At 63.5% G+C, this 26,064-nt stretch carries 30 protein-coding genes; 19 read left to right on the top strand and 11 right to left on the bottom strand.

The window, feature by feature from the left end:
- Window positions 1–198: 198 nt before the first annotated feature.
- The 5 genes from SP5_RS13150 to SP5_RS19990 form a co-directional block, all read right to left on the bottom strand.
- Entirely contained in the window at window positions 199–1,356 is a 1,158-nt protein-coding gene (locus tag SP5_RS13150) for a plasmid recombination protein (RefSeq protein WP_042489537.1), read from the bottom strand.
- Window positions 1,357–1,548: 192 nt separating this feature from the next.
- Complete coding sequence (locus SP5_RS19270; RefSeq protein ID WP_157013732.1) at window positions 1,549–2,046, bottom strand: hypothetical protein; 498 nt, start codon at window positions 2,044–2,046, stop codon at window positions 1,549–1,551.
- Between the two features lie 7 nt (window positions 2,047–2,053).
- The gene (locus SP5_RS19535) at window positions 2,054–2,203 is read right to left on the bottom strand and encodes a hypothetical protein (RefSeq protein WP_167334715.1); all 150 of its coding nucleotides are present in this window, start codon (window positions 2,201–2,203) and stop codon (window positions 2,054–2,056) included.
- A gap of 182 nt (window positions 2,204–2,385) precedes the next feature.
- A complete protein-coding gene (locus SP5_RS19265) occupies window positions 2,386–3,423 on the bottom strand; it encodes a hypothetical protein (RefSeq protein ID WP_157013731.1) in 1,038 nt (345 codons plus the stop codon).
- Window positions 3,424–3,569: 146 nt separating this feature from the next.
- Complete coding sequence (locus SP5_RS19990) at window positions 3,570–3,815, bottom strand: helix-turn-helix domain-containing protein (protein ID WP_042489533.1); 246 nt, start codon at window positions 3,813–3,815, stop codon at window positions 3,570–3,572.
- Window positions 3,816–3,974: 159 nt separating this feature from the next.
- Between SP5_RS19990 and SP5_RS13135 the strand changes: the two genes are divergently transcribed.
- The 7 genes from SP5_RS13135 to SP5_RS13105 all read left to right on the top strand — a co-directional run bounded on the left by SP5_RS13135 (window position 3,975) and on the right by SP5_RS13105 (window position 6,826).
- On the top strand, window positions 3,975–4,250 hold the full coding sequence (locus SP5_RS13135; RefSeq protein ID WP_157013730.1) for a hypothetical protein: 276 nt from the start codon (window positions 3,975–3,977) through the stop codon (window positions 4,248–4,250).
- A gap of 3 nt (window positions 4,251–4,253) precedes the next feature.
- A complete protein-coding gene (locus SP5_RS13130; RefSeq protein ID WP_042489529.1) occupies window positions 4,254–4,823 on the top strand; it encodes a hypothetical protein in 570 nt (189 codons plus the stop codon).
- Window positions 4,824–4,826: 3 nt separating this feature from the next.
- Window positions 4,827–5,453 carry a hypothetical protein gene (locus tag SP5_RS13125; protein WP_042489527.1) on the top strand — a complete coding sequence of 209 codons (627 nt, stop codon included), beginning with the start codon at window positions 4,827–4,829 and terminating at the stop codon, window positions 5,451–5,453.
- Window position 5,454: 1 nt separating this feature from the next.
- Window positions 5,455–5,748, top strand: coding sequence for a hypothetical protein (locus SP5_RS13120; RefSeq protein ID WP_157013729.1), 294 nt, complete (start codon window positions 5,455–5,457; stop codon window positions 5,746–5,748).
- Between the two features lies 1 nt (window position 5,749).
- Window positions 5,750–5,980, top strand: a complete 231-nt coding sequence (locus tag SP5_RS13115; protein WP_042489522.1) for a hypothetical protein — start codon at window positions 5,750–5,752, stop codon at window positions 5,978–5,980.
- Window positions 5,981–6,093: 113 nt separating this feature from the next.
- Window positions 6,094–6,246, top strand: a complete 153-nt coding sequence (locus tag SP5_RS19530) for a hypothetical protein (protein ID WP_167334714.1) — start codon at window positions 6,094–6,096, stop codon at window positions 6,244–6,246.
- A gap of 103 nt (window positions 6,247–6,349) precedes the next feature.
- Window positions 6,350–6,826 carry a hypothetical protein gene (locus SP5_RS13105; protein ID WP_245613495.1) on the top strand — a complete coding sequence of 159 codons (477 nt, stop codon included), beginning with the start codon at window positions 6,350–6,352 and terminating at the stop codon, window positions 6,824–6,826.
- Window positions 6,827–6,848: 22 nt separating this feature from the next.
- Here the strand turns inward: SP5_RS13105 and SP5_RS13100 are convergent, their stop codons facing one another.
- Both SP5_RS13100 and SP5_RS13095 read right to left on the bottom strand, forming a co-directional pair.
- Window positions 6,849–7,361 (bottom strand): type II toxin-antitoxin system VapC family toxin, encoded by a 513-nt coding sequence (locus SP5_RS13100; RefSeq protein ID WP_157013727.1) that lies wholly within the window; start codon window positions 7,359–7,361, stop codon window positions 6,849–6,851.
- On the bottom strand, window positions 7,354–8,196 hold the full coding sequence (locus tag SP5_RS13095; protein ID WP_157013726.1) for a hypothetical protein: 843 nt from the start codon (window positions 8,194–8,196) through the stop codon (window positions 7,354–7,356). Before SP5_RS13095 ends, SP5_RS13100 begins: the two co-directional genes overlap by 8 nt.
- A 570-nt stretch (window positions 8,197–8,766) precedes the next feature.
- On the opposite strand from SP5_RS13095, the gene SP5_RS13090 reads away from it, so the two are divergent.
- Window positions 8,767–9,003, top strand: coding sequence for a hypothetical protein (locus SP5_RS13090; protein WP_042489511.1), 237 nt, complete (start codon window positions 8,767–8,769; stop codon window positions 9,001–9,003).
- 63 nt (window positions 9,004–9,066) lie between these two features.
- Window positions 9,067–9,819, top strand: a complete 753-nt coding sequence (locus SP5_RS13085; protein WP_042489508.1) for a hypothetical protein — start codon at window positions 9,067–9,069, stop codon at window positions 9,817–9,819.
- 161 nt (window positions 9,820–9,980) lie between these two features.
- Here SP5_RS13085 and SP5_RS13080 read toward each other — a convergent pair whose 3' ends face one another.
- Window positions 9,981–10,193 carry a hypothetical protein gene (locus SP5_RS13080; protein WP_042489504.1) on the bottom strand — a complete coding sequence of 71 codons (213 nt, stop codon included), beginning with the start codon at window positions 10,191–10,193 and terminating at the stop codon, window positions 9,981–9,983.
- Window positions 10,194–10,350: 157 nt separating this feature from the next.
- Between SP5_RS13080 and SP5_RS13075 the strand changes: the two genes are divergently transcribed.
- Complete coding sequence (locus SP5_RS13075) at window positions 10,351–10,803, top strand: hypothetical protein (protein WP_042489501.1); 453 nt, start codon at window positions 10,351–10,353, stop codon at window positions 10,801–10,803.
- Between the two features lie 180 nt (window positions 10,804–10,983).
- Window positions 10,984–12,255 carry a methyltransferase family protein gene (locus SP5_RS13070; protein ID WP_174435544.1) on the top strand — a complete coding sequence of 424 codons (1,272 nt, stop codon included), beginning with the start codon at window positions 10,984–10,986 and terminating at the stop codon, window positions 12,253–12,255.
- A gap of 90 nt (window positions 12,256–12,345) precedes the next feature.
- Here SP5_RS13070 and SP5_RS13065 read toward each other — a convergent pair whose 3' ends face one another.
- Together SP5_RS13065 and SP5_RS13060 are read right to left on the bottom strand one after the other, a co-directional pair.
- The gene (locus tag SP5_RS13065) at window positions 12,346–13,719 is read right to left on the bottom strand and encodes a glutamate--cysteine ligase (RefSeq protein WP_042489498.1); all 1,374 of its coding nucleotides are present in this window, start codon (window positions 13,717–13,719) and stop codon (window positions 12,346–12,348) included.
- 45 nt (window positions 13,720–13,764) lie between these two features.
- On the bottom strand, window positions 13,765–14,508 hold the full coding sequence (locus SP5_RS13060; protein WP_042489495.1) for a 16S rRNA (uracil(1498)-N(3))-methyltransferase: 744 nt from the start codon (window positions 14,506–14,508) through the stop codon (window positions 13,765–13,767).
- Between the two features lie 77 nt (window positions 14,509–14,585).
- On the opposite strand from SP5_RS13060, the gene ppk2 reads away from it, so the two are divergent.
- The 3 genes from ppk2 (at window position 14,586) to SP5_RS13045 (ending at window position 17,490) form a co-directional block, all read left to right on the top strand.
- The gene (gene ppk2, locus SP5_RS13055; protein ID WP_042489492.1) at window positions 14,586–15,341 is read left to right on the top strand and encodes a polyphosphate kinase 2; all 756 of its coding nucleotides are present in this window, start codon (window positions 14,586–14,588) and stop codon (window positions 15,339–15,341) included.
- 80 nt (window positions 15,342–15,421) lie between these two features.
- Window positions 15,422–16,432, top strand: a complete 1,011-nt coding sequence (locus tag SP5_RS13050; RefSeq protein WP_174435543.1) for a glycosyltransferase family 2 protein — start codon at window positions 15,422–15,424, stop codon at window positions 16,430–16,432.
- A 50-nt stretch (window positions 16,433–16,482) separates the two neighbouring features.
- Entirely contained in the window at window positions 16,483–17,490 is a 1,008-nt protein-coding gene (locus tag SP5_RS13045) for a glycosyltransferase family 2 protein (RefSeq protein ID WP_245613494.1), read from the top strand.
- On the opposite strand, the gene SP5_RS19255 is transcribed toward SP5_RS13045, so the two are convergent.
- The gene (locus SP5_RS19255; protein WP_076710933.1) at window positions 17,487–17,696 is read right to left on the bottom strand and encodes a hypothetical protein; all 210 of its coding nucleotides are present in this window, start codon (window positions 17,694–17,696) and stop codon (window positions 17,487–17,489) included. The genes SP5_RS13045 and SP5_RS19255 overlap by 4 nt on opposite strands.
- Window positions 17,697–17,721: 25 nt before the next feature.
- Between SP5_RS19255 and ubiA the strand changes: the two genes are divergently transcribed.
- The 5 genes from ubiA (at window position 17,722) to glgC (ending at window position 26,061) form a co-directional block, all read left to right on the top strand.
- The gene (ubiA, locus tag SP5_RS13035) at window positions 17,722–18,630 is read left to right on the top strand and encodes a 4-hydroxybenzoate octaprenyltransferase (RefSeq protein ID WP_042489485.1); all 909 of its coding nucleotides are present in this window, start codon (window positions 17,722–17,724) and stop codon (window positions 18,628–18,630) included.
- 105 nt (window positions 18,631–18,735) lie between these two features.
- Window positions 18,736–20,046: an Nramp family divalent metal transporter gene (locus SP5_RS13030; RefSeq protein WP_042489482.1), complete on the top strand. Its 1,311-nt coding sequence runs from the start codon at window positions 18,736–18,738 to the stop codon at window positions 20,044–20,046.
- Window positions 20,047–20,138: 92 nt separating this feature from the next.
- Window positions 20,139–22,571: a glycogen/starch/alpha-glucan phosphorylase gene (locus SP5_RS13025; RefSeq protein WP_084220688.1), complete on the top strand. Its 2,433-nt coding sequence runs from the start codon at window positions 20,139–20,141 to the stop codon at window positions 22,569–22,571.
- A complete protein-coding gene (gene glgB / locus SP5_RS13020) occupies window positions 22,568–24,721 on the top strand; it encodes a 1,4-alpha-glucan branching protein GlgB (protein WP_042489479.1) in 2,154 nt (717 codons plus the stop codon). The genes SP5_RS13025 and glgB overlap by 4 nt, the downstream gene beginning before the upstream one ends.
- Before the next feature lie 77 nt (window positions 24,722–24,798).
- Window positions 24,799–26,061: a glucose-1-phosphate adenylyltransferase gene (glgC, locus tag SP5_RS13015; protein ID WP_042489477.1), complete on the top strand. Its 1,263-nt coding sequence runs from the start codon at window positions 24,799–24,801 to the stop codon at window positions 26,059–26,061.
- The last annotated feature ends 3 nt before the right edge of the window (window positions 26,062–26,064 follow it).

The raw sequence follows: 26,064 nt of genomic DNA, 5'->3' as shown, positions 1-26,064 counted from the left end.
AGGGACGTAAACGCCTCGCCAATTCCGACGAGCGGTCCTGACGCGGGGGCCGTCCCGCCACATTCGATATTTCGAAATGCTCGGGGCTACCACGCCCCTGTATAGCGCTATGCTGATCGAGGTGACGATGATGGGGGTGAGATTCACGCCCTCATAATATGGCAACTCTCCCCCGGGTCCAACACCTCTGTTCGGCGTTCAGCGCGCGCGCGGCCGGATGCGGTCCAGAAGCGTCAACTGATTGCCGAGGTCCGCATCCTCCAGCGCCTCGTCCACACAGTCGGCCTGAGCCCTTACAGCGTCACGCGCCTGGATCACGCGGGCCGTTTCCATATCGTTAGCCAAGGCCATCAGCGTATCGGCATGCGCCCGAACCTTCAGTGCTGCCGCCAATGCCCGCTGTGCCTCCACCCTAATCCGATCGGCTTCAGCCAGCGCGGCGGCGGCTTTATCGTGCGATGCGGCCAACTGCGCCGACATTTTGGTCAAATTCGCCTCTTTCGATGCCAGCGCCCGCCTCGTCACCTCCTGGCGGAGCATATCGGCACGAACCTTGGCCTGTTCGACCTTCAACAGGCGCTGCCCCTCCTCCAGTTCGAGCCGATCACGCTTCAGCCGGTCGAACTCGTCCGCCCATTGCGCCGCTCGGGCCTGCTCAGCCTTTTCCGACTCTTCCCTCGCCTTCACGGCGTCGGCCTCTGCCGCCGCCGCCCGCTTGCATTGCTCGTCCATCTCAGCGGCCTTTTCCGCGAACGGCCGGTATTTGCGACCGCTGCCCGACACGCCGCGCTCCAATCCCAGGGGCTTCATCTCAGTCGCGTATTCATCGTGCGCCCGCTGGAACTCGCCAGGACCGGTGATCTCGCGCCCGTTCAGCGTCCAGCGCTCGCCATCGTCCGGCCGCCGCCCGAACACCTTCTTGACCAGCGGCATGAGGACGACATGAATATGCGGCGTGTATTCGTCGAGGTGGAGCACCATCTGCACGATGGTCACTTTCCGCCAGATCTTGATCGCAGCCAGATAAGCGCGGGCAACCCAATGCCACAGGCGCCGGTCTCGCTCCGCTTCGTCGCCCTGTGCGAAATACTCGTGCGATGCGGTCAGGATGACCTCATGGGCGATGACGCCGTTAGCCCGAAGAGCTTGCGGGTCGAGCCCGCGCGAGCACAATTCGCATTGCGCGTCCTCGACCAGTCTTTCGGAACCCTTCAAAAATTCAGGCTCCGGTGCTTCTGGATCACAATGCGGCAGTTCTTCTGCCCGTGCATTGTGCCGCTGAATCGACGTCATCCGCTCCCACGACTTGATGGGACCGCGATTGTCGAACGTCAGAACGCCATAGTGCTTTGCCATGCCACATACCCCGCTGTGGCAATATGGTCGCTGAGGTCAGGCGAATACGCCATACCCCCCTCAGCGACTTGGCGAAATAAATTTGACGCAAGCCAATTCGCTAAGCCTAGTAGCGAATTTTTAAGCCAGTCCAAATTCAAAGACGAAAGGTCTTTGTCTGCGGTAGTGGACACCACCGCAAACAGGCAACACCTACTGCTTTTGCGCTCGTCCTTCATCGTCAACGATGGTCAAATCACCGGTCGGCGTAGAGATGACAATTCGCCAGCGTGAAAAATAGGCTTTGTGCTCGCCAGCTGGCAGCTTGGATGAGTCTCCATCTTCACCAACGGGAAGAAGGGTAGCGAAGCCACGGTTGCTATGTAATTGCCCGATCAAACCAGCTCGCCCCCCGTGCCGAAACGCACAACCTTTCAGCAGCGATGCAAATTGCGCGTCGATCATCGATGTAGGGTCAACCTCGAGCCTCCATTCTGGAATGGTCCACACGGTCCCATCCTCGTATTCGGCTACCCAAATCGTTGACGCCCGCTCGCCACCCAGCTCGAACCAGCCACGACCTTCGTCTGTAAGCGCCACGCATAGTATCGGCTGACTTTGGCCTGCCATGTATGCCAGCATGCCCGGCCGCAGTTTTTCAGCAGGAAGCACCTCCCCGACACTTGCCGGAGAAAAATAGGCTTCTGGCATACTTACCTCATGCTTTCTTGTCGTGATCGCGCGACGATCGCTGATCTTTCGTCTCGTAACCATCCCGCAATTTAGCCACGTATTGGGGGCTCGGTTTGGCAGGCCGCACCGGATTTTGGGCCGCTGCCGCTGGCTTATTCGGCTGATCTTTAGCCATGACTAGTCCTTCTTGCGATCCCTTACTTTCCGAACGACCGCCTGATCCGTTTCACGAGGCGGTGACGAATTGGCGATCACTCCGCCTTGGCGCCTCATCAAAGTTTGCAGCGGCGGCGGAATAGGGCGGGCAGGACGAGCGCTAACGTTGCCCGGCGGCGTGATGGGCTTTTTGGCCATTGATCAATCCTTCTTTCCTGATGGAGCAGGAATGGGGGGATTCGCGCCTTCGTTAAGGGACCTGTCTTTCGCGATCACCTGGGGCAGCGGCGGCAGCGGCCTTTGCGGCCTAGTATCGCTTGAACTGGGGGGCGGCACCGGAGTGCGGGATCGGCTCACGGCTTGCTCCTGATGTCCGGCCTGGAACTCGCGCCCCAAAAGCTGGCCCCCTCTTTCACCAACTGTGATTTTGGGCGTTCGGGCCTCTGAGGCGCGGGAGGATTGTTTGCCGCTGGTGGCGGCCGCGTCGGGTTTGGTGGTTGTGCCATCCGTTGCAACTCCTTGCTCGACAGGCTGAGCGCCCACGTGCGTACCAATGAATATAATCGCTTCGCAGACGAAGGCGAGGGCGAAGCCGAGGAGCATAAAAAGGAGCACTTTCGGCCGAGCTTTCAGCTTGACCGCATTGTGCCTAAGATTGGTCGTTGACGCACTTCCATATTGGTCAATCATAAAGAGCCTCAACTCTCCAAGCGTCTTTTCATCAAGCCGCTCGGGGTCGGATACGCCGGAGTCGGCATAAAATTGACGTATGCCGACCGCGTACTCCATCACCTTGCTATCAGGTGCGGGGTATTCATATTCTCTGGGACGAATTACGACCCAAAACCATCGAAGCGCCCAAGCAAGGCTACTTACAGAAAACATTAGCATAATAAACGCCACGTTCCCCGATAAGCTTTCACCCCATCGGGGAACGTCTTCCGAAGATTTTCCTATGATTGTTGCCACAAATGCAAATGTCGCCGCAAAGAATGGCAGAGACCTCCAAACTGATTCATCAAGCTCCAGCTGCCTCTTGAACGACTCGGAGGCTAAATCGACTAAAAACTTTACGCTGTTGCTACCAATATTAGTCGATGAATCGTCGGCTATGCCATCGGCATCAATTTGCCCATCGCCTTGCTCGCCGCATGAGTTTCGCATTTTTTCCCAGAGACCGGCCAAACAATTCCGCATGATTACGGCCTCGCAAATCGTGGCAGCCAGCTTGCTTTCCATTAGTGGAATAGATGAATGTGGCCCTTCCACATAGGATTGCGAATCAAACGTCCGATAGCAAGAGCGAGGATAGACGGCAGTCTCGATAAAATACCTTCGACATCACGTCGGCAGCCAAGCAATCAGAGTGAGCCTGGAATTTAGGCTCAAATAGCCCGCGTTCGCAGCCGCACACCGACACCGCCAGATGTTGCCTCCCCGTTGGCCAGGAACTGCACGCCAACAGCTTCGAGCACGCCCTGCATAGCCGCCAAGTTATTTGCGATCGGCGTAGACCGCTTCGCCTCGAAGTTTCGAACCGTTGACGGCCCCAGGTTCGCGGCTGCCGCTAACTCTTCCTGAGACATACCGACAAGCGCCCTTCCGGCGCGACACGTTTCGGGAGTCAACATATTGGTGGAATACCGGAATAACGAAAAATACGCAAGATAACGGTTTCCGTTTGACCGTAACGATAAGCCATGTATAACGGTTTTCGTTACTCAACGAGCCGAGCGGAGGATTAGGCCCCTCCACCCGGCTCTGACCACAACCGTTCTGGAGGAACGACTATGGCTACTGCCCCCCTACCGGACGCCGTGCGTCCGGCCAAGATCACCTGTGCCTCAAACGGACTGAGCAAGTCGACCGGCCGCGCCGTCGATATGGCACGCCAACATCTGCGTACCGGCAACCCTACCGCCTATGCTCGTTCGCTGGCCGGTGAACACCGCGCCACCAATCCCCGGCAGCAGCGCGCGATCGAAGCTGTGATCGCTGCCGACGCCTGCGAGCTCCTTTTCACCCGGCATCCGTCGAACGGCTGCCTGATGGCGCGGGAGGGCTGAACGATGGCCAGCTATGCAATCGCCGCAACCGTGACCGACCCCGTCACGGCCATTGCCGACATGTCGCTCGCGATCGAGCGCGTCATCGTGACGATGGACAACGCCAACAGCGAACTCATGGAGCAGGTCGTCGGGCGGCTGAATGACCCGGCATCGCCGATGCATCATGCCGCCTTTGGCGCATGGTGCACGCACCAAATCGCCTCCGAGAAGCTGGTCGAGATCAGCACGGTTCTCGATGAGGTGGAATACCGGCTGATGACCCCGTCGGACAAATCGCAGGCACAGGAAGCCGAGAATGCCGAATGGCATCGCGCGCACATGGCCTGGACCGAGGCGCACGAAACCGTCCGTCGATACAATGCGACGCCGGGTCGCGTTCCGGACGATGTGATGGACGCCGCCGTTCGGGTCGAACGCGAAACCGTCTATCAACTCGCTGCCGCGCCTGCGCCGAACCGTGCCGCCGTTGGCATCAAGATCAACGCCTTGCTCGACTATCTCGAAAACTGCGCGATCGACGAGGCGGCGTTGCGAACGATCGCGGCCGATGCACTGCGCGCGGAGTGCTGAGCCATGACGACTGAAACCACCCGTCGCGCCCTGTTCGGGGGCGCTGGCCTCGTCGCGCTCGCCGCCGCCGTCCCGGCTGTCGCATCGACCATGCCCACCAATTCAGGTGTCAGCCCTGCCCTGGCCAAGCTGATCGCGGTCAGCGAGGAGGCCTGGCAAGTGTCGGAGGACCACGACAATCTGGTCCTGAAACCCGCCGACGTGGCGGCAAAGGCGCTTGCGTCCCAGATCCCGCATGTCGCGGTCGACATTGACGGCGATCCCTACTGGACCACTGCAAGCCCGGGCGCTGTCAGCGTCGCCTGCGGCCTCGTCGAACGTGATCCGGCGCGCAACCATCCCAATAGCCCCGGACTGCGCCGTCTGGTTGCGGCCGACCTCCAACGGCAACGTCAGCGCGCCCGTATCCATCGCGACACGGGCCTGACTGCTGCGGTCGATCGCAGCAATGCCCTGAACGACGCCTATGCCGATGCCGAGTCGGCTGTTGCGGCGCACCCGGTCAGCACCGTCACCGACCTGCACGCGAAGTTGGCGTTCATGATCAAGAACGACATGGGCGATGGCCGTGATTGGCTGGAAGAGATCGCGGACGACGTTGCCCGCATCGCGAATGTGGAGGGCCGCTGACATGTCGACCACCAGCGAAGCCTTCTGCGCACTGCTCGACGCCTCTGACGCCGCCAGCCGCCGCTTCAACAGCCTGCCGTCCGACTTGGAGGAACAAGACCCCGTCACGTTCGAGCGGGAGGAACAGGCGGTATGTGCAGCATCGCATGACGCAGACCTTGCCGAACCAACGACCTGGGCGGAATTTACCCGTCTGCTGGAACACATGTCGTATTGTGGCGCCAGCGCCATTGATGACGACAATGCTGCCCGGCTGTTGGCTCATGCGAAGCGCCTCAACGGGGAGGGTCGCTGACATGGCCATTCTCCACCACCCCACGCCCTTCAACCCCACCGCCTGGCTCCATGCCCTCGTCCAGATCGGCGGCGGTTATGCCCTGACGTCCGACCGCAAACTGTGGCTGGTCATCCAGGACTGCCCAGCCGACGACCTGACGCCGCTGATGGCGCAGCTTGTCGGGCATCCTGATCGGGCGGAAGCGGTGCGCCAGACCATCGAGCAACGGCACTATGGGGAGGCGGCATGATGGGACACGCTGCCGTCACCCCGCCGCCCAGCGCTCACCGTGCAATGCCCTGGCGCCGATCGCGCCGCCGTCCCTGGCATCGGCTGGACCAGGTCGCATCGCCTCATGCGGTGTTGGCCACTATCCCTTCCCTGCCCCGTGCCGAACTGGCGCGGATCACCGAACGGCTGATCGACCGGATGGACGAGCTGGACGGCGATACGGACCTCGAACCCGAGGATCTGGAGGAAGACGACCCCATAGAGGCGGATGACGTTCACTCCTGAACCGGTCACGCCGCCGGTCCCATCCCGGCGCATGGAACACAGGCCCGTCGTTCGCGATCGTCGAGCGGCGGGCTCTCCGCGTGTCCATCGCTTCCGTGATAGCTTGGCGCTGTCAGAGAGCTTTGTGGATGCGGACTGGTGGATCCCGGCCTATCGGCGTGCATTCCCAACGATGGTCTCAGCCGTTGCGGTGCGCCAAGATGGATGGGCGCAGCGAGGCGGGATAGACCGGCTGCTTACCTTATCCTGCGGGCGGACTTACACGGTCGATGAAAAGGTGCGGATGCACGACTGGCCTGACGTTCTGCTTGAACGCTGGTCCGATGAAGCACGTCGAGTGCCCGGATGGGTTCAAAAGCCTCTAGCAGCCGATTTTATTTTTTACGCCTATGTCCCGGCCGAGATGTGCCTGTTGCTACCTGTCGCGCCGCTCCAGCGTGCATGGCGGCAACATGGGCGCAAGTGGATTCAGCTTTACGGGACGCGGTCAGCGCAGAACCCCGGATATGTGTCCGTCGGGGTGCCGGTGCCGCGTCACGTGCTGATGCAGGCGATTGTTGAGGCGATGGTGGTGAGTTGAAGATGGATGATCATTTCAGCCGTCATACGGGGTTCTGCTGCTGCTCACTGAACAATCCCCCGCCGAATGGATCAGAAGCCTCGGCAATCTGCATCACCGTACCATCCATGCAGTTAATCGCCCCATTTAGGTGCAACAAGTCCACCCTGTCGTAGGTGTGGAATATAGGAATATTCCAGATTACAGCACTAGCCAGATGCACAGCATCTTGTCTTTTTTTTAGCTTAGATGTTTCGCGAATTATTTTCCGCGCACGCTTGGCAACCATAGGGTCTAGATTGATAAGCTTTACAAACGGCTGAAAAACCAAACCGTCAATTTTGGCCAAGCTATCAGGAGGTATTGGCTTATCCATCTGCATCTCTGATCCAAGCCGGTTAGCCTCCACGACCGCCATTGTGGATGTCCATATCTCCACCAAACCGCGACGAGCATGGCCATACACTGCATGCAGTGATGCGATCTTATCAGGCTCTCCATTAATCAGCCCGATCCAAGCACAGCTATCCCAATATATTTTGGTGGAGTTAGCCAAATTTCTCTCCCCAAAACTCGGAAAGGTGCTGCTGGACCGTCAGCCCTCCGGTAATATCTAACTTCTTTAGATCAGCTACCGAGACATCAGCCCATTCAATAGGCTCGTGAAAAGTGGCATTAATCCTCCGAAGCTTGCCATCCGCCCCATAGGACAATTTGCCTCCAATCCGTAGATTTTGACCTTCCCATGCTTCGGACCACTGATGTTCGGGCCCCAGTTGCTTAGCCAACTGGGGCGTCAGCACGCAGACTACCTTGGAGTTGGAGAGACGCTCAAGGACGATGATTGCGGGCGAACTATAATATCGAGTTAGCCCAATTACTTGACATTCAATAGCGCCGTACTCGATCCGTTGCGCTTCATCACCAGGCTCTACATCCGCCAGCGCCTCTAAGCCGATACGGGCAGTGGTTGGCACGATGACAATGGGCGGCGCGTCACCGATTACTAAGTCGGTATGCCCAACTCCGTTGAGATTCCGCTTCAATGCTCGCTTCAACAGTTTGCCTGGTTCACTTTCCAGCCAATCTGGTCGCTCACCCCGAAGCACCGACGAAACCGCCACCGCATAAAGATGCGTTACGCGTTCAGCCTCAAAGGCTACCGAAACCTGTGGGTCGCGGGAGAATGCCTCAGCCGTAACCGTAAAAGGTGGCGAGTTCGTATGCGCCTCAGTCAATCGCCAAACGATTTGCCGCTCTTGCGCATCACCGGCCTCGATACCTTCAAGCGCCCCAATCATGTCGAGCACTTGCCTCATTGCATCAGACACAGTGAGATATTCGCCAGAGAGATCGGACGGGTGAACAGTAATTGAGACCGACTTGGCCATATGCCCGAACGCCCAAAACCTTCACTGGCGAGCCTATGCCCCCCGAGAGTCGCGGTAAAGAACTGTTTCCGCCGCCACGGTTGCGATACCGTAAATGTCGTGCGCAATGCGGAGCCCTATCAGGTGCCGAGAGGCCGATGCCCCCGTCACCGTCCCGATACGGGATACCTCCCCGACCTTCACTTTACATAGAAGCTCTGGCCTTGAACGGGGCAGTTGATTTTGTAGCATTAGATACCACATGGCTCATGCAACGGGTTGCAACGGTACGCGTTCATCAGATTGCGATTTTCGGAATATGCAAGAGCTAAGCGGCGTGGTACGAGAGTCGCAAGGACGCCGTAGCCGCTTCAAGCGTCTGCGGTTGTTTGGCTGATGTTCAGCTATAACGATTTATTAATCTGCCTATGACAGGCAGTCAGGTGGAGTGACACATGGCAGTAGTCCAGAAGGACACAGCCGGCTGTGCGATGGAGCTGGGGTCCTCGCACGGCCTCTCTCTTTATCCCCGGAAGTGCGCAAGCACCGGACGCTCGGTCCGGTCGTAGCCAAACGGAAGGAGGATTGAACATGACAGACACTCACAAAGACGGACTCGCTGGCCTCCTTTTCGGCCAGTCCAAGAAGAAGCTACTCAACCTGAAGCTGTGCCGTGGCGACGCGCCGCACGTTTCGAGCGACCTTCTTCGTCAGGAAACGCACTTCGCACTCACTCAAGTCGCAGGTGGCGCTTGCGAGTCGTTCGTCGACTTCCCTGAGAACCGGTTAGCAAACCGTATGGATCTGGCGGCCATCGCTTCGATCTGATATTACAGCCTCTTAGGTATGTCGCCCGGGCCTAACGGCTCGGGCTTTTTTTTGGGACTACGAATGCTACTGGAACGGCTTCTCGACCATTTCGACACCTACACCGTGTTGCATATCGACGTTAATGCCGTTCGTGACCAACTTGTTGACATGGGAGTGAGTGACGAAATTCGCTTTCATTTCGTCAACATGGACAAGGAAAAGATTCGCGGCTTCCTCTACCGCTACGCTCGCCACGATGTACCATACGGTGAACCGATCCTATGCGCTGACATCGTGATCGCGGTCGACATGGGTGACGAAGATGAAGCTTGGAAACGGCTCGTGGCAGTGAAAGAACTGCTTCATATAACGGACAGTCCGTCGCTGAGCGCAGAGAGCGAACGCGCCGTTGACAACCTGTATGATCGTTTCTCAGTACCGCCTGAACTGCGTCGGCATTCGCCCCTTGAGGTAGGGAATCGATCGTTCCTGAACGATGAAGTTCGCATCTATGCGGCGCTGGCAGTTCTCGTTCCGGCTGGCTGCCGTGAGCTTCTTCGCCAATTGAAAGCCGAAGACAAGCTTGAGGAATGGGAAATTGCCCAGATCGCCAAGGTCCCGGCACGCTACATTCCCATTCTCCTGAACGAGGGTTTCGACGCATTCATTCGTGAATTGATCACCTGGGAAAAAAGCGAGCAGAAAACCGAGAAGCCGACTGATTCAGCAGCTAATGATAGCGCTGAATCACAGTCTCAAACCGATGCTGCAAAGCCCGCCGAGAGCGCCTCGCCTCGGGCCGTTCGGAGGAAGCCGCCGCGCGATCCAAAGTAATCAAATTGGATCGCGTGATTGCCCGGTGATTGCCAAATGCGAATTACATCGGTCCGCATCAAGCCATAGACCCCAGAAAACTGCACCTTTCAGGGTTATACGACCCTAAAATGTGGTATTTCCGGTATATCCGGCGGTAGGAGACGGCCACCGTTGGTGATCTAAAGGCGCAGCGGGCCGCTCCGATGGTCGGTGCGGGCGACGTCGAGCAGTCCCGGCATGGCCGCGATCGGGCGCAGGCCGCGGCGGGTCATCTCGGCCTGGATCGCCTGGGCTTCGCCGCCGCCGGGTTCGCCGCTCGCCATCGCAAAGGCCAGCAGCAGCGACTCGTCGTCCATGAACTCCATGAGATCGGGGTCCAGCATCGGGTTCATCACCTTCCTCCCATTCTATATCGGCATCCATAACAAGCAGATCCCCCGCAGGTTGCCAATGCCGCCGGTTTCGGCCCGTTTCGTCGGTGACGCGCGCTCCCTCTGGCGGGGCAGGCCGCCTCGTTATAGACGGCAGCCTCGAAATTTGAGGCAAGACATGGTCGATGACAGCTGGGGCGTTACGCCACCGCGCGGCGGACTGCGCGTCCGGACGAATGACAGTTTGGAAGAGCGCGCCGCCGCACGAGCCAAGGCGCGCGAGGCGCGGGCGGGGGAGCGAAGCACGCTGATGGCCGGGCGGATGGAAGCGCGCGCCGCGCTGCGTGAGCGCGAGACGCTGGCCCGCGAAGCCGAACGCGCCGCCCGTCGCGAGGCGGAGGAAGCGGCCGCCGCCAGGGACCCCCATGCCGCCGCCGCCAAACGGCACCGTACCTCGGGCCGCAAGGATGTGGTGCGCGAGCAGCGCGATACGCGGGGGTACACCACGGTGATCGACGAGGGGCGGATTCGCGAATTGTCGAAGCGGGGCGCGTCGCTGTCGGGGCTGGCGGCCACATTCGGGATTACCGCCGAGGAGATCCAGCACATTCTGGCGACGGCGGAGGAGTGATCCTCCCCGGTACGGGGAGGTGGCAGGGCGCCAGCCCTGACGGAGGGGGGCTTCGTCAAAGATAGCCCCATGTGGCGATCCCCCTCCACCAGCTTCGCTGATCCCCCTCCCCTTGCAGGGGAGGAATAGCGATCTCCCCCTAACGCCTTGCTTACCGAATTGCGCTAAAGCCCGCATCCCATGGCCGATTCCGCCCCGCATAGCTCGCGCCCGCCGCGTCCCCGCTCCGCCGTCAGCCGGGGCGTCGGGCTGGCCGGGCTGGCGGGTTCGCTGGGCTGGATCGCTTATGCGCGGTGGCGGCATCTCGACGGGCCTTATGCGGCGCTGCTGCATCTGGTCTGTGCGGGGGTGCCGATGCTGCTCTGGTCGGTACTGGTCGACAAGGTGCATCGCCATGCCTCGACCGGGATCGACTGGGCCAATCCCCGCCCCGCCCGCGAGACGCTGGACATCAGCCTGACCAAGCTGGCCGGGCTGTGGGCGACATTCGGCGGGATCGCGTTGATCTTTGCGACGGGGCGATTCTATTGGCAGGGGATTTTCGCCTTTGCCATGTGGTGCCTGGGCTGGATCGCGCCGGTGCTGTTCCTGCTGTCCATACCCTATGTCATCTGGCTCGACCGGCGGCTGGTCGAGCCGAAGGACGGCGCCTGGATGCTGGGCGCATGGCTGACCGGGCAGCCGGGCGTCGAGCCCGAGGCGATCTACGCCCATCTACGATCCTGGGCGGTGAAGGCCTTCTTCCTGCCCTTCATGCTGGGTGTGGTGCCCGGCGGGTTCGGGATGTTCGTGCGGACCGACCTGTCGGTCGCGCTGCACGATCCGGTGGCGCTGGCCAACTGGCTGATCACCCTGATGTTCCTGATCGACGTCGCCTTTGCGACGATCGGCTATATGCTGACCATGCGGCCGCTCGATGCGCATATCCGCGCGGCCAATCCGTATGCGGCGGCCTGGGCGGCGGCGCTGATCTGTTATCCGCCGACGATCCTGATGGGGGATAACGGCCCGCTCAATTACCGGCCGGGGACCGCCGAGTGGAGCTACTGGTTCGCCGGGCATCCGGTGGTGCTGGCGGCAATCGGAGCGGTGCTGGTCGGGCTGACCGCCATCTATGCCTGGTCGACGGTGGCGTTCGGCATCCGCTTTTCCAATCTGACGCACCGGGGAATTCTGACCCATGGGCCTTATGCGGTATCACGGCACCCGGCCTATCTGTCGAAGAACATCTTCTGGTGGATCGCGACGATCCCGATCCTGTCGACCGGCACCTGGGTGGATGCGGCGCGGAGTACGTTGCTGCTGGGGGTGGTCAGCGGGATTTACTACTGGCGCGCGCGGACCGAGGAGCGGCATCTGTCGGCCGATCCGGCGTATCGCGACTATTATGACTGGATGCAGCGGTACGGGTTGGTGCCGCGATTCTTCCGTTGGGTATTGGGGCGGGGTTAGTCCCTTGGCCTTCGACTTCGCTCAGGCTGAACGGATGAAGGGCTTAAACCTCCGTTCAGGCTGAGCGAAGTCGAAGCCCACGCTTGAACCTCAGAAACTCGCTTCCCCATAGACCCGCGAGATATCCCCGCCCCATTCGCCATGATAGCGGTCGAGCAGCACCTGCGCGGGCACCTTGCCCGAGCGGACGATCTCGCGCAGCGGGTCGAGGAAGCCGGTCTCGTTATCCCCGGCTCCGTTGACCCGCCCGCGCGCCGCCAGGCCCGCATGGGCGATGTCGAGCACCTCGCCCGCAATATTGCGCAAGCGCCCGCCACCCGGCAGCGGCGCATCCAGCGCCAGTTCCGGCACCGAGTCGCGCAGCGCCTGCCGCTCGTTCAGCGACCAGCCCTTGACCAGATCCCATGCCGCATCGAGCGCGCCATTGTCGTACAGCAGCCCGACCCAGAGCGCGGGCAGCGCGCAGATGCGGTTCCACGGGCCGCCGTCCGCCCCGCGCATCTCCAGGAAGGTCTTCAGCCGCACCTCGGGGAAGGCGGTCGACAGATGGTCGTTCCAGTCGTCGATCGTCGGCAGCTCGCCCGGCAGCACCGACAGCTCACCCTTCAGGAAGTCGCGGAACGACAGCCCCGCCGCGTCGATATATTTCCCGTCGCGGTAGACGAAGTACATCGGCACATCGAGCGCATAGTCGGCGTACCGCTCATAGCCGAATCCGTCCTCGAACACGAAGGGCAGCATGCCGGTGCGCGCGGGGTCGGTGTCGGACCAGATATGGCTGCGGAAGGACAGCATGTCGTTGGGTTTCCCTTCCGTGAAGGGCGAGTTGGCGAACAAGGCGGTCGCCAGCGGCTGGAGCGCCAGGCCGACCCGGAACTTCTTCACCATGTCGGCTTCCGACGCGTAGTCGAGGTTCACCTGGATCGTCGAGGTCCGCAGCATCATGTCGAGGCCCAGCGAGCCGACGCGCGGCATGTGGCGCAGCATGATCGCATAGCGACCCTTGGGCATGATCGGCAGCTCGGCGCGGGTCTTGTCCGGCCACATGCCCAGGCCCAGGAAGCCGAGGCCCAGCTTGTCGCCCGCCGCCTTGACCTGTTGCAGGTGACGCCCCGTCTCGGCACAGGTCTGGTGCAGATTGTCGAGCGGCGCGCCCGAAAGCTCGAACTGGCCCGCAGGCTCCAGGCTGATCGATCCGTCCGCGCCGGTCATCGCGATGACGTTGCCGCCCTCCAGCACCGGCTCCCAGCCATATTGCTCCAGCTCGCCCAGCAGCGCGCGAATGCCCGAGGCTTCGTCGTAGGACGGCGCGTGATGGTCGCCCAGCGCATAGACGAACTTCTCGTGCTCGGTGCCTATCCGCCAGCGATCACTGGGTTTTTCGCCGCGCGCGAAACTGGCGATCAGCTGATCGCGCGACTCGATGATGGCGCCCTTGGCGGTGCTCGCGGTCTTGGTGCTCATGAACCGCGCCTTACGCGGGCGGAAGCCTTCACGCCATAGGCTGAATCAGTGCCAGTCACCCGCCGCCGCCATCCACAAGGATATCGCCGCCGCTGCCGCCGTGTCGGCCCGCAGGATGCGGGGACCCAAGCCGATTCCGACGGCGGCGGGGTGCGCGCGGATCGCCTCGCGTTCCTCGGCATCGAAGCCGCCTTCGGGGCCGATCAGGATCGCTGCCGGACCCGAATGCGCCCGCATCGCCTCCAGCGCAGGGACACCGCCGGTCTCGTCGGCGAAGAACAGGGCGCGTTCCGGCGACCAGTCGCGCAGGAACGCCGCCAGCTTCACCGGCTCGGCCACCTCCGGCAGCGCGGTGCGGCCGCATTGCTCGGCGGCTTCTATCATGTGGGCGCGCAGGCGTTCGGTATTGGGCTTGTCGACCACGGTGCGGCGGGTGACCACGGGGACCAGCCTTGCCACGCCCAGCTCGCATGCCTTTTCCGCCAGCCAGTCAACCCGGCCCTTCTTCAGCGGCGCGGCGCACAGCCACAGATCGGGCACCGCCTCCCGCTCGCGGAGCCGTTCGGTGACGTCCAGCGTCAGATCACGCTTGCCGACCGAGGCGGCGACGCCCAGCCATTCGCCGGTACGGTCGTCGAACAACTTGACCGGATCACCGACCTTCGTCCGCATCACCGACACCAGATAATGCGCCGCCGGACCGTCGATGCGGATCGGCCCCTCGGCCAAAGGCTGGTCGACGAACAGGCGGGGGGTGGATTGCGGCGGCCAGGCGGGGGTAGCGGGCATGGGCTTCGCTTACACGGGTCGCGCCGCACTTGCCACTTTTGCGGCTTCGGGTGTTTTCTGTCGCGAAAGGACGGACGATGGGCAAACATTATCAAGAGGAACTGGAGTCGCTGCAACTCGCGCTGGTCCGCACCCAGATGGCGATGGCGGGATCGGACGAGCGCGTCGTCATCGTGCTGGAGGGCCGCGACGGCGCGGGCAAGGACGGCACGATCAAGCGAATCACCGAGCATCTCTCGGTCCGTGCCACCCGCGTGGTCGCGCTGCCCAAGCCGTCCGATCGCGAGCGCACGCAATGGTATTTCCAGCGCTACGCCACGCACCTGCCCGCCGCGGGGGAGATCGTGATCTTCAATCGCAGCTGGTATAATCGTGCGGGTGTCGAGGTGGTGATGGGCTTTTCCACCGCCACCGAGCAGGAGGCGTTCCTGCGCGACGCCCCCGATTTCGAGCGGATGCTGGTCGAAAGCGGCATCAGGCTGGTCAAGATCTGGCTCGACATCTCGAAGAAGGAACAGGAAGAGCGGCTGGAGGCGCGGCGCACCGATCCGCTGAAGGCGCTGAAGGTGTCGGACATGGACAAGGTGGCGCAGGCCAAATGGGCCGATTATTCGGCGGCGCGCGACACGATGCTGACCCGCACCCACACCCCCTTCGCGCCCTGGCATGTCGTGCGCGCCGACGACAAGAAGGACGCGCGGATCGCGATCATTCGCCACATCCTGCACCACATCGCCCCCGCCGATATCGCCGACGACGTGAAAGCGCCCGACCCGGATATCCTGTTCCCGTTCGACATGGCGGCGCTGGAGGACGGGCGGCTGGCCAGATAGGGTTACGGCGGCATTAGGCAAATCTTCACGGGGGCGGGGATAGCGTGCGCGCAAATCCCCAGCGTCGAGGATCGCCCAGGATGTTGCCCCCTGCCCCCCGTATCGCCGCGACGCTGATCGTCCGCAACGAGGAACGCTGCCTGGCGCGCTGCCTGGAAAGCGTCGCGCCGTTCGTGGATCGCATGGTGGTGCTCGATACCGGATCGACTGACCGGACCGTCGCCATCGCCCAGGCGGCGGGCGCCGAGGTTCATCACTTGCCCTGGCCGGACGATTTCGCCGAGGCGCGCAACCATGTGCTGGCCTGCGCCGATGCCGACTGGAACCTGATGCTCGATGCCGATGAATGGATCAGCGCGGGCGGCGAGCAGCTCCGTCGCTGGTGCGCCGGGCCGCCGCGGCTGGGGTCGGTCTGCATCGAGAACGAAACGGATGGCAGCGCCCAACCGACGCGCAGCTGGATTCCCCGCCTGTTGCCGCGCGGCACCTGTTATGAGGGGCGCATCCACGAACAGGTCGTCTCTTCCCTGCCGATCACCCCTACCCCGATCCATGTCGGCCATGACGGCTATCTCGCGGCGCAGAAGGCCGGGAAGATCGACCGCAACTATCAGCTGTTGCAGCGCGAACTCGCCGAGCAGCCGGACAATCCCTATCTGATGTTCCAGTTCGGCATGGAAGCGCAGGCGCGGCGCGACCTGCCGACCGCCTGCGACTATCTGAAACGCGCGCTGGCGACCGCGCCGCGCGAAGCCGGCTGGCGGCATCCACTGGTGACGAGCGCCATGACGCTGATGGCCTATATGGGGCGGCGCGACGAAGCGCTGGCGCTGGCCGATGCCGAATTCCCGCATTGGCAGCACTCGCCCGACTATTTCTGCGTGCTGGGGGACATATTGTTCGATCAGGCGCTGGCCGAGCCCGCCCAGGCGATCGGCCATTGGCTGCCACTGGCGCAAGCGGCCTGGGAACGCTGTCTCGCGATCGGCGAGCGCCCCGATCTGGACGGCAGCGTCGCCGGACGCGGCAGTTATCTGGCGCAGCAGAGCCTCGACATCGTGCGGTCGCAACTGGCGACGCTGGCCGCCTGAGATCAAAACCTTAGGGCGTTCTTTACGATCGCTGTGCCTCAAGGCGGATCATGTCCCCACCCGTATCGATCGCCGCGACCCTGATCGTCCGAAACGAGGCGCGCTGCCTCGCGCGCTGCCTGGAGAGCGTCGCGCCCTGGGTCGATCGCCTCGTCGTGCTCGACACGGGTTCGACCGACGACACCATGGCCATCGCGCAGGCCGCCGGGGCCGAGGTCCATCGTCTGCCCTGGCCGGACAGCTTTTCGATCGCGCGCAATCATCTCCTCGATCTGGCCGACAGCGACTGGGCGCTGATGCTCGATGCCGATGAATGGCTGGTCGCGGGCGGCGAGATCCTGCGCGAATGGTGCGACGGCCCGGCGCGGCTGGGGCGGATATGCATCCATAACCAGCATGACGATGGCGAGACCGCCACGCGCAGCTGGATCACCCGGCTGATCCCGCGCGGCGCGCGCTATGAGGGCCGCGTGCACGAGCAGGTCGCGTCACCGCTGCCGCGCATTCCCCTGCCCGTGCATATCGCGCATGACGGCTATCTGGCCGCGCAGATCGTGCCCAAGAGGAACCGCAATCACATCCTGTTGCTCCGCGATCTGGCCGAGCAGCCGGACGATCCATATCTCCATTACCAGATCGGCCGCGACGCCCGGATGCGCGATGACCTGGACACGGCCTGTGCCCATTTCGCACAGGCGCTGGCACTGACCCCGGCGGAGGCGAACTGGCGCCACGAGCTGGTCGTCACCGCGATCACGACCCTGTCAAAGGCCGGGCGGCTGGACGAGGCGCTGGCGCTGGCCGACGGGCAAATGCCGCATTGGCCGACATCGCCGGACTTCTTCTTCGTGCTGGGCGACCTGCTGCTCGACCGGGCCATGGCCGATCCGGCGAAGGCGATCGCGCACTGGCTACCGCTGGCGGAGGGGGCTTGGCAACGCTGTCTGGCGATCGGCGAGCGCCCCGAGCTGGAAGGCAGCGTGGCGGGGCGCGGCAGCCACCTGGCGCAGCACAATCTGGATGTAATCCGCTCGCAGCTGGCGATGCTGTCGGCCTAGCGCCGCCGCCGGATCAGCCACCACATCACGCCCAGCACGACACCCACGAGCAGGACCACGCCGCCGACCATCCCGGCGACGCGCAGGATCGCCCAGAACAGCGCCTCGACGAAACGGCCGACCGCGACCGACAGGCCGATCATGAAACGGAAGCGCGCGGGAGGATCACATGCACGACGATAGCCGCGAACAGGCTTGCGCGCCACGGGTCACCCCCATAGGCCACCTCTCATGACCATCGAGATCGTACCCGATAGCGAGCACAAGGGACTGGTCGGGCGGCTGCCGCCCCGGCTGCGCGGGCTGGCGCTGCTCGCCCGGTTCGATCGGCCGATCGGCTGGTGGCTGCTCTTCTGGCCCGGCGTCTGGGCGATCGCGCTGGCGGGCGGGCTGCCCGATCGCTGGCCGCTGGTCCTGTGGTTCCTGCTCGGCTCGATCGCGATGCGGGGTGCGGGGTGCGTGTTCAACGACATCGTCGACCGCGACCTGGACGCGCAGGTCGCGCGGACGCGGGCGCGGCCGATCCCGTCGGGACTGGTGTCGGTGAGGCTGGCGGCGGTCTGGCTGGTGGCGCTGTGCCTGATCGGGCTGGTCGTGCTGGTGCAGTTGCGCCCGCTCGCCGCGATCGTCGCGGTGGCCAGCCTGGCCCCCGTCGCGGCCTATCCCTTCATGAAGCGGATCACCTGGTGGCCACAGGCATGGCTGGGCATGGTGTTCAGCTGGGCCGCGCTGGTCGGCTGGGCGGAAGTGGCGGGGGCGCTCTCCGCGCCGCTCTGGCTGCTTTACGCGGGGTCGATCGCCTGGGTGATCGGCTATGACACCATCTATGCGTTGCAGGACCGGGAAGACGACGCACTGATCGGGGTGCGCTCCTCCGCGCTGCGCATGGGCGCGCATGTGAAGCCGGGCGTGGGGGCGTTCTACCTCGTGGCGGTGCTGTGCTGGGCCGGGGCGATCTGGCTGGTGCGGCCGGACGTACTGGCGGTCGCCGCGCTGGTGCCGGTGGCGCTGCATCTGGGGTGGCAGGTGATGACGTTGAAGCCCGACGATGGCGCAGGGGCACTATATCGCTTCCGGTCGAACCGCTTTGCCGGGTTGCTGATGGCGCTGGCCTGTGCGGTGGTGGGGTCTTCTCTCTAATTCCTCCCCTGGAAGGGGAGGAATTGATAACTCCCCCCAAACTGCTCCCCCGCAACGCTTTGCCGGGTTGTCGGTTCTCGGAAACTCCGTCACATCTGAAGGTCGATGACCGTAGCCACGCCCGCCACCCGCTCGCTTGCCGAAAGCCATCGTTCGGTCGTCGTGCCCGAAGGCGCGTCCTTCCTGCGGCGGCTGTTCGCCTTTGCCGGACCGGGTTATCTGGTCGCGGTCGGCTATATGGACCCGGGCAACTGGGCGACCGATATCGCGGGCGGATCGGCCTATGGCTATGCGCTGTTGTCGGTCATCCTGCTGTCCAACATCATGGCGATGATCCTGCAGGCGCTGTCGGCGCGGCTGGGCATCGCCGCCGGGCTGGACCTGGCGCAGGCGTGCCGGGCGGCTTACTCCAAGCCCGTCTCGCGCATCCTGTGGCTGCTCTGCGAGATCGCGATCATCGCCTGCGACCTGGCCGAGGTGCTGGGCACCGCCATCGCGCTGCAATTGCTGTTCGACCTGCCGCTGGTCTGGGGGGTACTGATCACCGGCTTCGACGTCTTCCTGATCCTGGCGCTCCAGCGTTACGGATTCCGCAAGATCGAGGCGTTCATCATCGCGCTCCTGCTGATCATCGGCGGCTGTTTCCTCTATGAACTGATCGCCTCCCGCCCCGATCCGGGCGCGGTGATGGCGGGCTTCATTCCGACGGCGCGGATCGTGACCGACCCGGCGATGCTCTACATCGCGATCGGCATCCTGGGCGCGACGGTGATGCCGCACAATCTCTACCTCCATTCCTCGGTCGTGCAGACCCGCGCCTTCAACGTGTCCGAGCATGGCAAGCGCGATGCGATCAGGATGGCGACGATCGACAGCACGGTCGCGCTGTTCTTCGCCTTCTTCATCAACGCCGCGATCCTGATCGTCGCCGCCGCCACCTTCCATGTCGCCGGGCGGACGGACGTGGCCGAGATCGACCAGGCCTATCGCCTGCTCGCCCCGATGCTGGGCGCGGGCGCGGCGAGCGTGGTGTTCGGTGTCGCGCTGCTCGCCTCGGGTCAGAATTCGACCGTTACGGGGACGCTCGCCGGACAGATCGTGATGGAGGGTTTCCTCGATCTGCGGCTGGCGCCGTGGCTGCGGCGGCTCATCACGCGCGGGCTGGCCATCGTGCCCGCCGTGCTGGTCGTCGGCGCGAGCGGTCAGGCGGGGGCGACCAAGCTGCTCGTCCTCAGCCAGGTGATCCTCAGCCTGCAACTCCCCTTCGCGGTGGTGCCGCTGGTCCGCTTCACCGCCGACAAGGGCATGATGGGCCCGTTCGCCAGCCCGGTCTGGTTGCGCATCCTGGCCTGGATCATCGCGGCGATCATCATCGGGCTTAACCTGACGCTGCTATGGGGTCTGGCAACGGGCTGATTCCGTTTCGCAATTGCGAAGGAATGCCGCGTGACTTCATCCTTCACGCGGCTAAGCTGGGCGCGACTGGACCGACAGGGACGCCCGAATCAATGACGACCACCATCACCACCCTGCATGTCGACGACACCGGGCCGCTGGCCGACGCCATCGTCGATACGCTGGTGCATCGGATCGGCAAGGATGCCGCCAATGCGCGGCCGCATGACTGGCTGGCCGCGACCATCCTGACCGTGCGCAACGACATCATCGAACGCTGGATGGCCTCCACCCGCGAGGCGCATGCGGCGGGCGCCAAGCGGGTCTACTATCTCAGCCTGGAATTCCTGATCGGGCGGCTGCTGCGCGATGCCTTGTCCAATCTGGGCGTGATGGCGCAGGTGGCGGGCGCGCTCCAGAGCCTGGGCGTCGACCTGACCGCGCTGGAGGAGATCGAACCCGACGCCGCGCTGGGCAATGGTGGTCTCGGACGGCTGGCGGCGTGCTTCATGGAAAGCCTCGCCAGCCTCGACCTGCCCGCCTACGGATACGGCATCCGTTATGTGAACGGCATGTTCCGCCAGCGGATCGACGATGGCTGGCAGGTCGAGCTGCCCGAAACCTGGCTGAGCCACGGCAATCCCTGGGAGTTCGAGCGGCGCGAGAGCGCCTATTTCGTCGGCTTCGGCGGCGAGGTGATCGGGACCGAGACCGGCGCCGTCCACTGGAAACCCGCCGAGGCGGTCGAGGCGATCGCGGTCGACACCCCCGTGGTCGGCTGGCGCGGCAAGCGGGTCAATACGCTGCGCCTGTGGACCGCGCAGGCGATCGACCCCATCCGCCTCGATCGGTTCAATGCGGGCGACTATACCGGCGCACTCGCGGGGCAGCTGGCGGCGGAAACGCTGGTCCGCGTCCTCTATCCGTCCGACAGCTCGCCTGCGGGCCAGGAATTGCGGCTGCGGCAGGAATATTTCTTCTCCTCCGCCTCGCTTCAGGACATCGTCCGGCGGCATATCCAGTATTTCCACGACATCCGCACCCTGCCCGACAAGGCGGCGATCCAGCTGAACGACACCCATCCGGCGGTGTCGGTCGCCGAGCTGATGCGCCTGCTGGTCGATCATCACGACCTGGGTTTCGAGGAAGCGTGGGAGATCACCCGCCGTACCTTCGGCTATACCAACCACACCCTGCTGCCCGAGGCGTTGGAAAGCTGGCCGCTGCACCTGTTCGAGCGGTTGCTGCCGCGTCACATGCAGTTGATCTATGCGATCAACGCCAAGCTGCTGCGCGAAGCCCGCGCGGTCGAGGGGATGGACGACCGCGCCATCGCCGCGATCAGCCTGATCGACGAGGGCGGCGAACGGCGGGTGCGCATGGCGAACCTGGCCTTTGCGGGCAGCCACAGCGTCAACGGCGTCGCCGCACTCCATACCGAGCTGATGAAGAAGACGGTCTTCGCCGATCTGCATCGCCTGTATCCGACGCGGATCAACAACAAGACCAACGGCATCACCCCGCGCCGCTGGCTTCAGCAATGCAATCCGCAACTGACCGCGCTGATCCGCGAGGCGATCGGGCCGGGTTTCCAGGATGACGCGGAAAAATTGATAGCGCTCACGGAATTTGCGCAGGACGCGAATTTCCGGGAACGCTTTCTCTCGATCAAACGTTCCAACAAGGTGGGGCTGGCAAATTATCTTCGGGAATCGAGTGGACTTCGGGTGGACCCCGATGCGCTGTTCGACGTCCAGATCAAGCGCATCCACGAATATAAGCGCCAGTTGCTCAACATCATCGAGACGGTGGCGCTCTACGACCAGATCCGCAGCCATCCCGAGCGCGACTGGACGCCGCGCGTCAAGCTGTTCGCGGGCAAGGCGGCGTCGAGCTATCACAACGCCAAGCTGGTCATCAAACTCGCCAACGACGTCGCCCGCCGGATCAATTCGGACCCCAGCGTCGGTCACCTGCTGAAGGTCGGGTTCATCCCCAACTATAATGTCAGCCTCGCCGAGAAGATCATTCCCGCCGCCGACCTGTCCGAGCAGATTTCGACCGCGGGCATGGAGGCATCGGGCACCGGCAACATGAAGTTCGCGCTGAACGGCGCGCTGACCATCGGCACGCTCGACGGCGCCAATGTCGAGATCAAGGAGCATGTCGGCGACGAGCATATCGTCATCTTCGGCCTGACCGCCGACGAGGTCGCCGAGAAGCGCCGCGACGGCTACGACCCGCGTGCGGTGATCGAGGGCAGCCCGGAGCTGCGCCAGGCCGTCTCCGCCATCGCCTCGGGCGTGTTCTCGCCCGACGATCCCGGCCGTTATGCCGGCCTCATGGGCGGGCTGTATGACGGCGACTGGTTCATGGTCGCCGCCGATTTCGACGCCTATGCCGCCGCGCAGCGCAGCGTCGATGCCCGCTGGCAGGATCAGGCGGGTTGGGCGACCTCGGCCATCCACAATGTCGCGAAAGTCGGATGGTTCTCCTCCGATCGCACCATCCGGCAATATGCCGAGGAAATCTGGAACGTGATGTGAAGCCACCCCGTGCCGCCTTGGAAGCCCTGATAGAGGGCCGCAACGCCGATCCCTTCGCGTTGCTGGGGCCTCATGAAGGGCCGGGCGGCACGTTCCTGCGGGCGCTGGTGCCGGGCGCGGAGGCGGTCACCGCCTTCGACCTGTCCGGCACGGCGCTGGGGGACCTGAAGAGCGTGGACTCGCGCGGCCTGTTCGAAGGCGCCGTCGACGGCCCGGCCCAGCCGGTGAAGTACCGCGCGCGCGGCCATGGCGCGGAATGGTGGATCACCGATCCCTACAGCTTCGGCCCCGTGCTCGGCCCGCTCGACGATTTCCTGATGGGCGAAGGCAATCACTTCCGCCTGTACGACAAGATGGGCGCGCATCTGATCGCGCATCAGGGCGTGGCGGGCGTCCATTTCGCCGTCTGGGCACCCAATGCCGAGCGGGTCGCGGTGGTCGGCGACTTCAATGACTGGGACCCCGGCCGCCACGTCATGCGCCGCCGCCTGGATGTCGGCGTCTGGGAAATCTTCATTCCCGATATCGGCGAGGGTCGCGCGTACAAATTCGCGATTACCGGACCGCACGGCGCGGAACAGCCGATGAAGGCCGACCCCTTTGCCTTCGCCGCCGAGCTTCGCCCCAAGACCGCCTCGATCACCACCGCGCCACCCGCCCATGTCTGGAAGGATGCACCCCACCGCGAGCATTGGGCGAAGATCGATCCGCGCCGCGTGCCGATCAGCATCTATGAGGTGCATGCCGGGTCATGGGACCGCGACGAGAATGGCTGGTATCTCAGCTGGGATGCGCTGGCCGACCGGCTGATCCCCTATGTGGTCGAGATGGGCTTTACCCATATCGAATTCCTGCCCATCTCCGAACATCCCTACGACCCCAGCTGGGGCTATCAGACGACCGGCCTCTACGCCCCGTCGGCGCGGTTCGGCGATGTCGAGGGTTTTGCCCGCTTCGTCGACGGCGCGCACCGCGCGGGCCTGGGCGTCATCCTCGACTGGGTGCCCGCGCACTTCCCCACCGACGCGCATGGCCTGGCGCATTTCGACGGCACCGCGCTCTACGAGCATGAGGACCCGCGCCAGGGTTTCCACCCCGACTGGAACACCGCCATCTACAATTTCGGACGGCGCGAGGTGGCGAGCTTCCTGGTCAACAACGCGCTGTTCTGGCCCGAGCGCTATCATATCGACGGACTGCGCGTGGATGCGGTCGCCTCGATGCTCTACCGCGATTATAGCCGCAAGGACGGCGAGTGGGTGCCCAACGAGCAGGGCGGGCGCGAGAATTGGGAAGCGGTCGAGTTCCTCCGCCAGGTCAACCGGCAAGTCTATGGCCAGCATCCCGGCGTCTTCACCGTCGCCGAAGAATCCACCGCCTGGCCGGGTGTCTCCGCGCCCGCGCATGACGGAGGCTTGGGCTTCGGGTTCAAGTGGAACATGGGCTTCATGCACGACACGCTCCAGTATATGGCACGTGAGCCGGTGCATCGGCGGCACCATCATGGCGAGATCCTGTTCGGGCTGCATTACGCCTTTGACGAGAATTTCGTCCTGCCGCTCAGCCATGACGAGGTGGTGCATGGCAAGGGCAGCCTGCTGACCAAGATGGCGGGCGACGACTGGCAGAAATTCGCCAATTTGCGTGCCTATTACGCCTTTATGTGGGCCTATCCGGGCAAGAAGCTGCTGTTCATGGGCCAGGAATTCGCCCAGCGCGAGGAATGGTCGGAGGATCGCCCGCTCGACTGGCATCTTCGGTGCAGCCACGCGCATGAGGGCGTCCGCTCGCTCGTGCGCGACCTGAACCATCTGTATCGCGACACGCCCGCGCTCCACGCCCGCGACTGCGAGCGCGAGGGGTTCGAGTGGCTGGTCGCCGACGACAGCGCCCAGTCGGTCTTCGCCTGGCTGCGCAAGGCCCCCGGCGAGCCGCCGGTCGCGGTCATCGCCAACATGACGCCGGTCGCCCGCGCCCCCTATCGCCTGCCGCTGCCGCAGGACGGCCGCTGGACCGAGGTGCTGAACTCCGACGCGACCCAATATTGGGGCTCGGGCCTCGGCAATATGGGCGGGGTGGATGCGAAGGACGGCGCGGCCTGGGTGACGCTGCCGCCGCTGGCCACCGTCATCCTGCGCTTCGACGGCTGACCCGCAATCGAATTTGCCCGGAATAACAACGCATCGATCAAGCGTTGCGACACTAACACACGGACAGGAGACGGACGATGGACCTGAGGCGCGGACAACCGCTGGCGCGCGATGCCATGGCCTATGTGCTGGCGGGCGGCCGTGGCAGCCGCCTCATGGAAATGACCGACACGCGCGCCAAGCCCGCCGTCTATTTCGGCGGCAAGGCGCGGATCATCGACTTCGCTTTGTCCAACGCCATCAACTCCGGCATCCGCCGCATCGGCGTGGCGACCCAGTACAAGGCGCATTCGCTGATCCGCCATCTCCAGCGCGGCTGGAACTTCCTGCGCGACGAACGCAACGAAAGCTTCGACATCCTGCCCGCCAGCCAGCGGATCAGCGAGTTTCAATGGTATGAGGGCACCGCCGACGCGGTGTTCCAGAATATCGACATCATCGAAAGCTATGCGCCCGAATTCATGGTCATTTTGGCTGGCGACCACGTCTACAAGATGGACTATGAGTTGATGCTCCAGCAGCATGTCGACAGCGGCGCCGACGTCACCGTCGCCTGTCTGGAAGTGTCGCGCGAGGAGGCGAGCGCGTTCGGCGTGATGCATGTCGACGAAACCGACCGCATCGTCGATTTCGTCGAAAAGCCCGCCGATCCGCCCTCCATTCCCGGCAATCCGGGCGTGTCGCTGGCGTCGCTGGGTATCTATGTCTTCCGCACCGCCTTCCTGTTCGAGCAGCTGCGCCGCGATGCCGCCACGCCCGGCTCGGCCCGCGACTTCGGCAAGGACATCATCCCCTATCTGGTCGAGCATGGCAAAGCACAGGCGCACCGCTTCTCCGCCAGCTGTGTCCGCTCCGACGACGAACCCGGCGCCTATTGGCGCGACGTCGGTACGGTCGACGCCTATTGGGAGGCCAGCCTCGACCTGACCGACGTGGTGCCGCAGCTCGACCTGTACGACCGCAGCTGGCCGCTCTGGACCTATGCCGAGATCACGCCGCCGGCCAAGTTCGTCCATGATGTCGAGGGACGGCGCGGGTCGGCGGTGGCCAGCCTCGTCGCGGGCGACTGCATCGTGTCGGGTTCGACCATTAACCGCTCGCTGCTGTCGACCGGCGTGCGCACCCACAGCTATGCCTCGCTGAACGAAGCGGTCGTCCTGCCCTTCTGCCATATCGGGCGGGGGGCTCAGCTGCGGCGCGTGATCCTCGACCGCGGCGTGAAGATCCCCGACGGCCTGGTGGTCGGCGAGGACCCGGTGCTCGACGCGCATCGGTTCCGGCGCACCGACAAGGGTATTTGCCTCATCACCCAGCCGATGATCGACCGTCTGGCCAACTGAAAG

It is taken from the genome of Sphingomonas parapaucimobilis NBRC 15100 (assembly GCF_000787715.1).
GTDB classification, from domain to species: domain Bacteria; phylum Pseudomonadota; class Alphaproteobacteria; order Sphingomonadales; family Sphingomonadaceae; genus Sphingomonas; species Sphingomonas parapaucimobilis.
This window is presented reverse-complemented; position numbering and strand designations above follow the sequence as displayed.

What these genes read in the sequence shown, in the direction of transcription:
- SP5_RS19990 (WP_042489533.1), bottom strand. Translation starts at nt 3,815, where the DNA reads ATGTTGACTCCCGAAACGTGTCGCGCCGGAAGGGCGCTTGTCGGTATG.
- SP5_RS13025 (WP_084220688.1), top strand. Translation starts at nt 20,139, where the DNA reads ATGACGACCACCATCACCACCCTGCATGTCGACGACACCGGGCCGCTG.
- SP5_RS13030 (WP_042489482.1), top strand. Translation starts at nt 18,736, where the DNA reads ATGACCGTAGCCACGCCCGCCACCCGCTCGCTTGCCGAAAGCCATCGT.
- SP5_RS19535 (WP_167334715.1), bottom strand. Translation starts at nt 2,203, where the DNA reads ATGGCTAAAGATCAGCCGAATAAGCCAGCGGCAGCGGCCCAAAATCCG.
- SP5_RS13045 (WP_245613494.1), top strand. Translation starts at nt 16,483, where the DNA reads ATGTCCCCACCCGTATCGATCGCCGCGACCCTGATCGTCCGAAACGAG.
- SP5_RS13090 (WP_042489511.1), top strand. Translation starts at nt 8,767, where the DNA reads ATGACAGACACTCACAAAGACGGACTCGCTGGCCTCCTTTTCGGCCAG.
- SP5_RS13095 (WP_157013726.1), bottom strand. Translation starts at nt 8,196, where the DNA reads ATGGCCAAGTCGGTCTCAATTACTGTTCACCCGTCCGATCTCTCTGGC.
- SP5_RS19270 (WP_157013732.1), bottom strand. Translation starts at nt 2,046, where the DNA reads ATGCCAGAAGCCTATTTTTCTCCGGCAAGTGTCGGGGAGGTGCTTCCT.
- SP5_RS13060 (WP_042489495.1), bottom strand. Translation starts at nt 14,508, where the DNA reads ATGCCCGCTACCCCCGCCTGGCCGCCGCAATCCACCCCCCGCCTGTTC.
- ubiA (WP_042489485.1), top strand. Translation starts at nt 17,722, where the DNA reads ATGACCATCGAGATCGTACCCGATAGCGAGCACAAGGGACTGGTCGGG.
- SP5_RS13070 (WP_174435544.1), top strand. Translation starts at nt 10,984, where the DNA reads ATGGCCGATTCCGCCCCGCATAGCTCGCGCCCGCCGCGTCCCCGCTCC.
- SP5_RS13150 (WP_042489537.1), bottom strand. Translation starts at nt 1,356, where the DNA reads ATGGCAAAGCACTATGGCGTTCTGACGTTCGACAATCGCGGTCCCATC.
- SP5_RS13075 (WP_042489501.1), top strand. Translation starts at nt 10,351, where the DNA reads ATGGTCGATGACAGCTGGGGCGTTACGCCACCGCGCGGCGGACTGCGC.
- SP5_RS13065 (WP_042489498.1), bottom strand. Translation starts at nt 13,719, where the DNA reads ATGAGCACCAAGACCGCGAGCACCGCCAAGGGCGCCATCATCGAGTCG.
- SP5_RS13085 (WP_042489508.1), top strand. Translation starts at nt 9,067, where the DNA reads ATGCTACTGGAACGGCTTCTCGACCATTTCGACACCTACACCGTGTTG.
- SP5_RS13120 (WP_157013729.1), top strand. Translation starts at nt 5,455, where the DNA reads ATGTCGACCACCAGCGAAGCCTTCTGCGCACTGCTCGACGCCTCTGAC.
- SP5_RS13050 (WP_174435543.1), top strand. Translation starts at nt 15,422, where the DNA reads ATGTTGCCCCCTGCCCCCCGTATCGCCGCGACGCTGATCGTCCGCAAC.
- SP5_RS13125 (WP_042489527.1), top strand. Translation starts at nt 4,827, where the DNA reads ATGACGACTGAAACCACCCGTCGCGCCCTGTTCGGGGGCGCTGGCCTC.
- ppk2 (WP_042489492.1), top strand. Translation starts at nt 14,586, where the DNA reads ATGGGCAAACATTATCAAGAGGAACTGGAGTCGCTGCAACTCGCGCTG.
- glgC (WP_042489477.1), top strand. Translation starts at nt 24,799, where the DNA reads ATGGACCTGAGGCGCGGACAACCGCTGGCGCGCGATGCCATGGCCTAT.
- SP5_RS13080 (WP_042489504.1), bottom strand. Translation starts at nt 10,193, where the DNA reads ATGAACCCGATGCTGGACCCCGATCTCATGGAGTTCATGGACGACGAG.
- SP5_RS13130 (WP_042489529.1), top strand. Translation starts at nt 4,254, where the DNA reads ATGGCCAGCTATGCAATCGCCGCAACCGTGACCGACCCCGTCACGGCC.
- SP5_RS13135 (WP_157013730.1), top strand. Translation starts at nt 3,975, where the DNA reads ATGGCTACTGCCCCCCTACCGGACGCCGTGCGTCCGGCCAAGATCACC.
- SP5_RS13115 (WP_042489522.1), top strand. Translation starts at nt 5,750, where the DNA reads ATGGCCATTCTCCACCACCCCACGCCCTTCAACCCCACCGCCTGGCTC.
- SP5_RS19265 (WP_157013731.1), bottom strand. Translation starts at nt 3,423, where the DNA reads ATGGAAAGCAAGCTGGCTGCCACGATTTGCGAGGCCGTAATCATGCGG.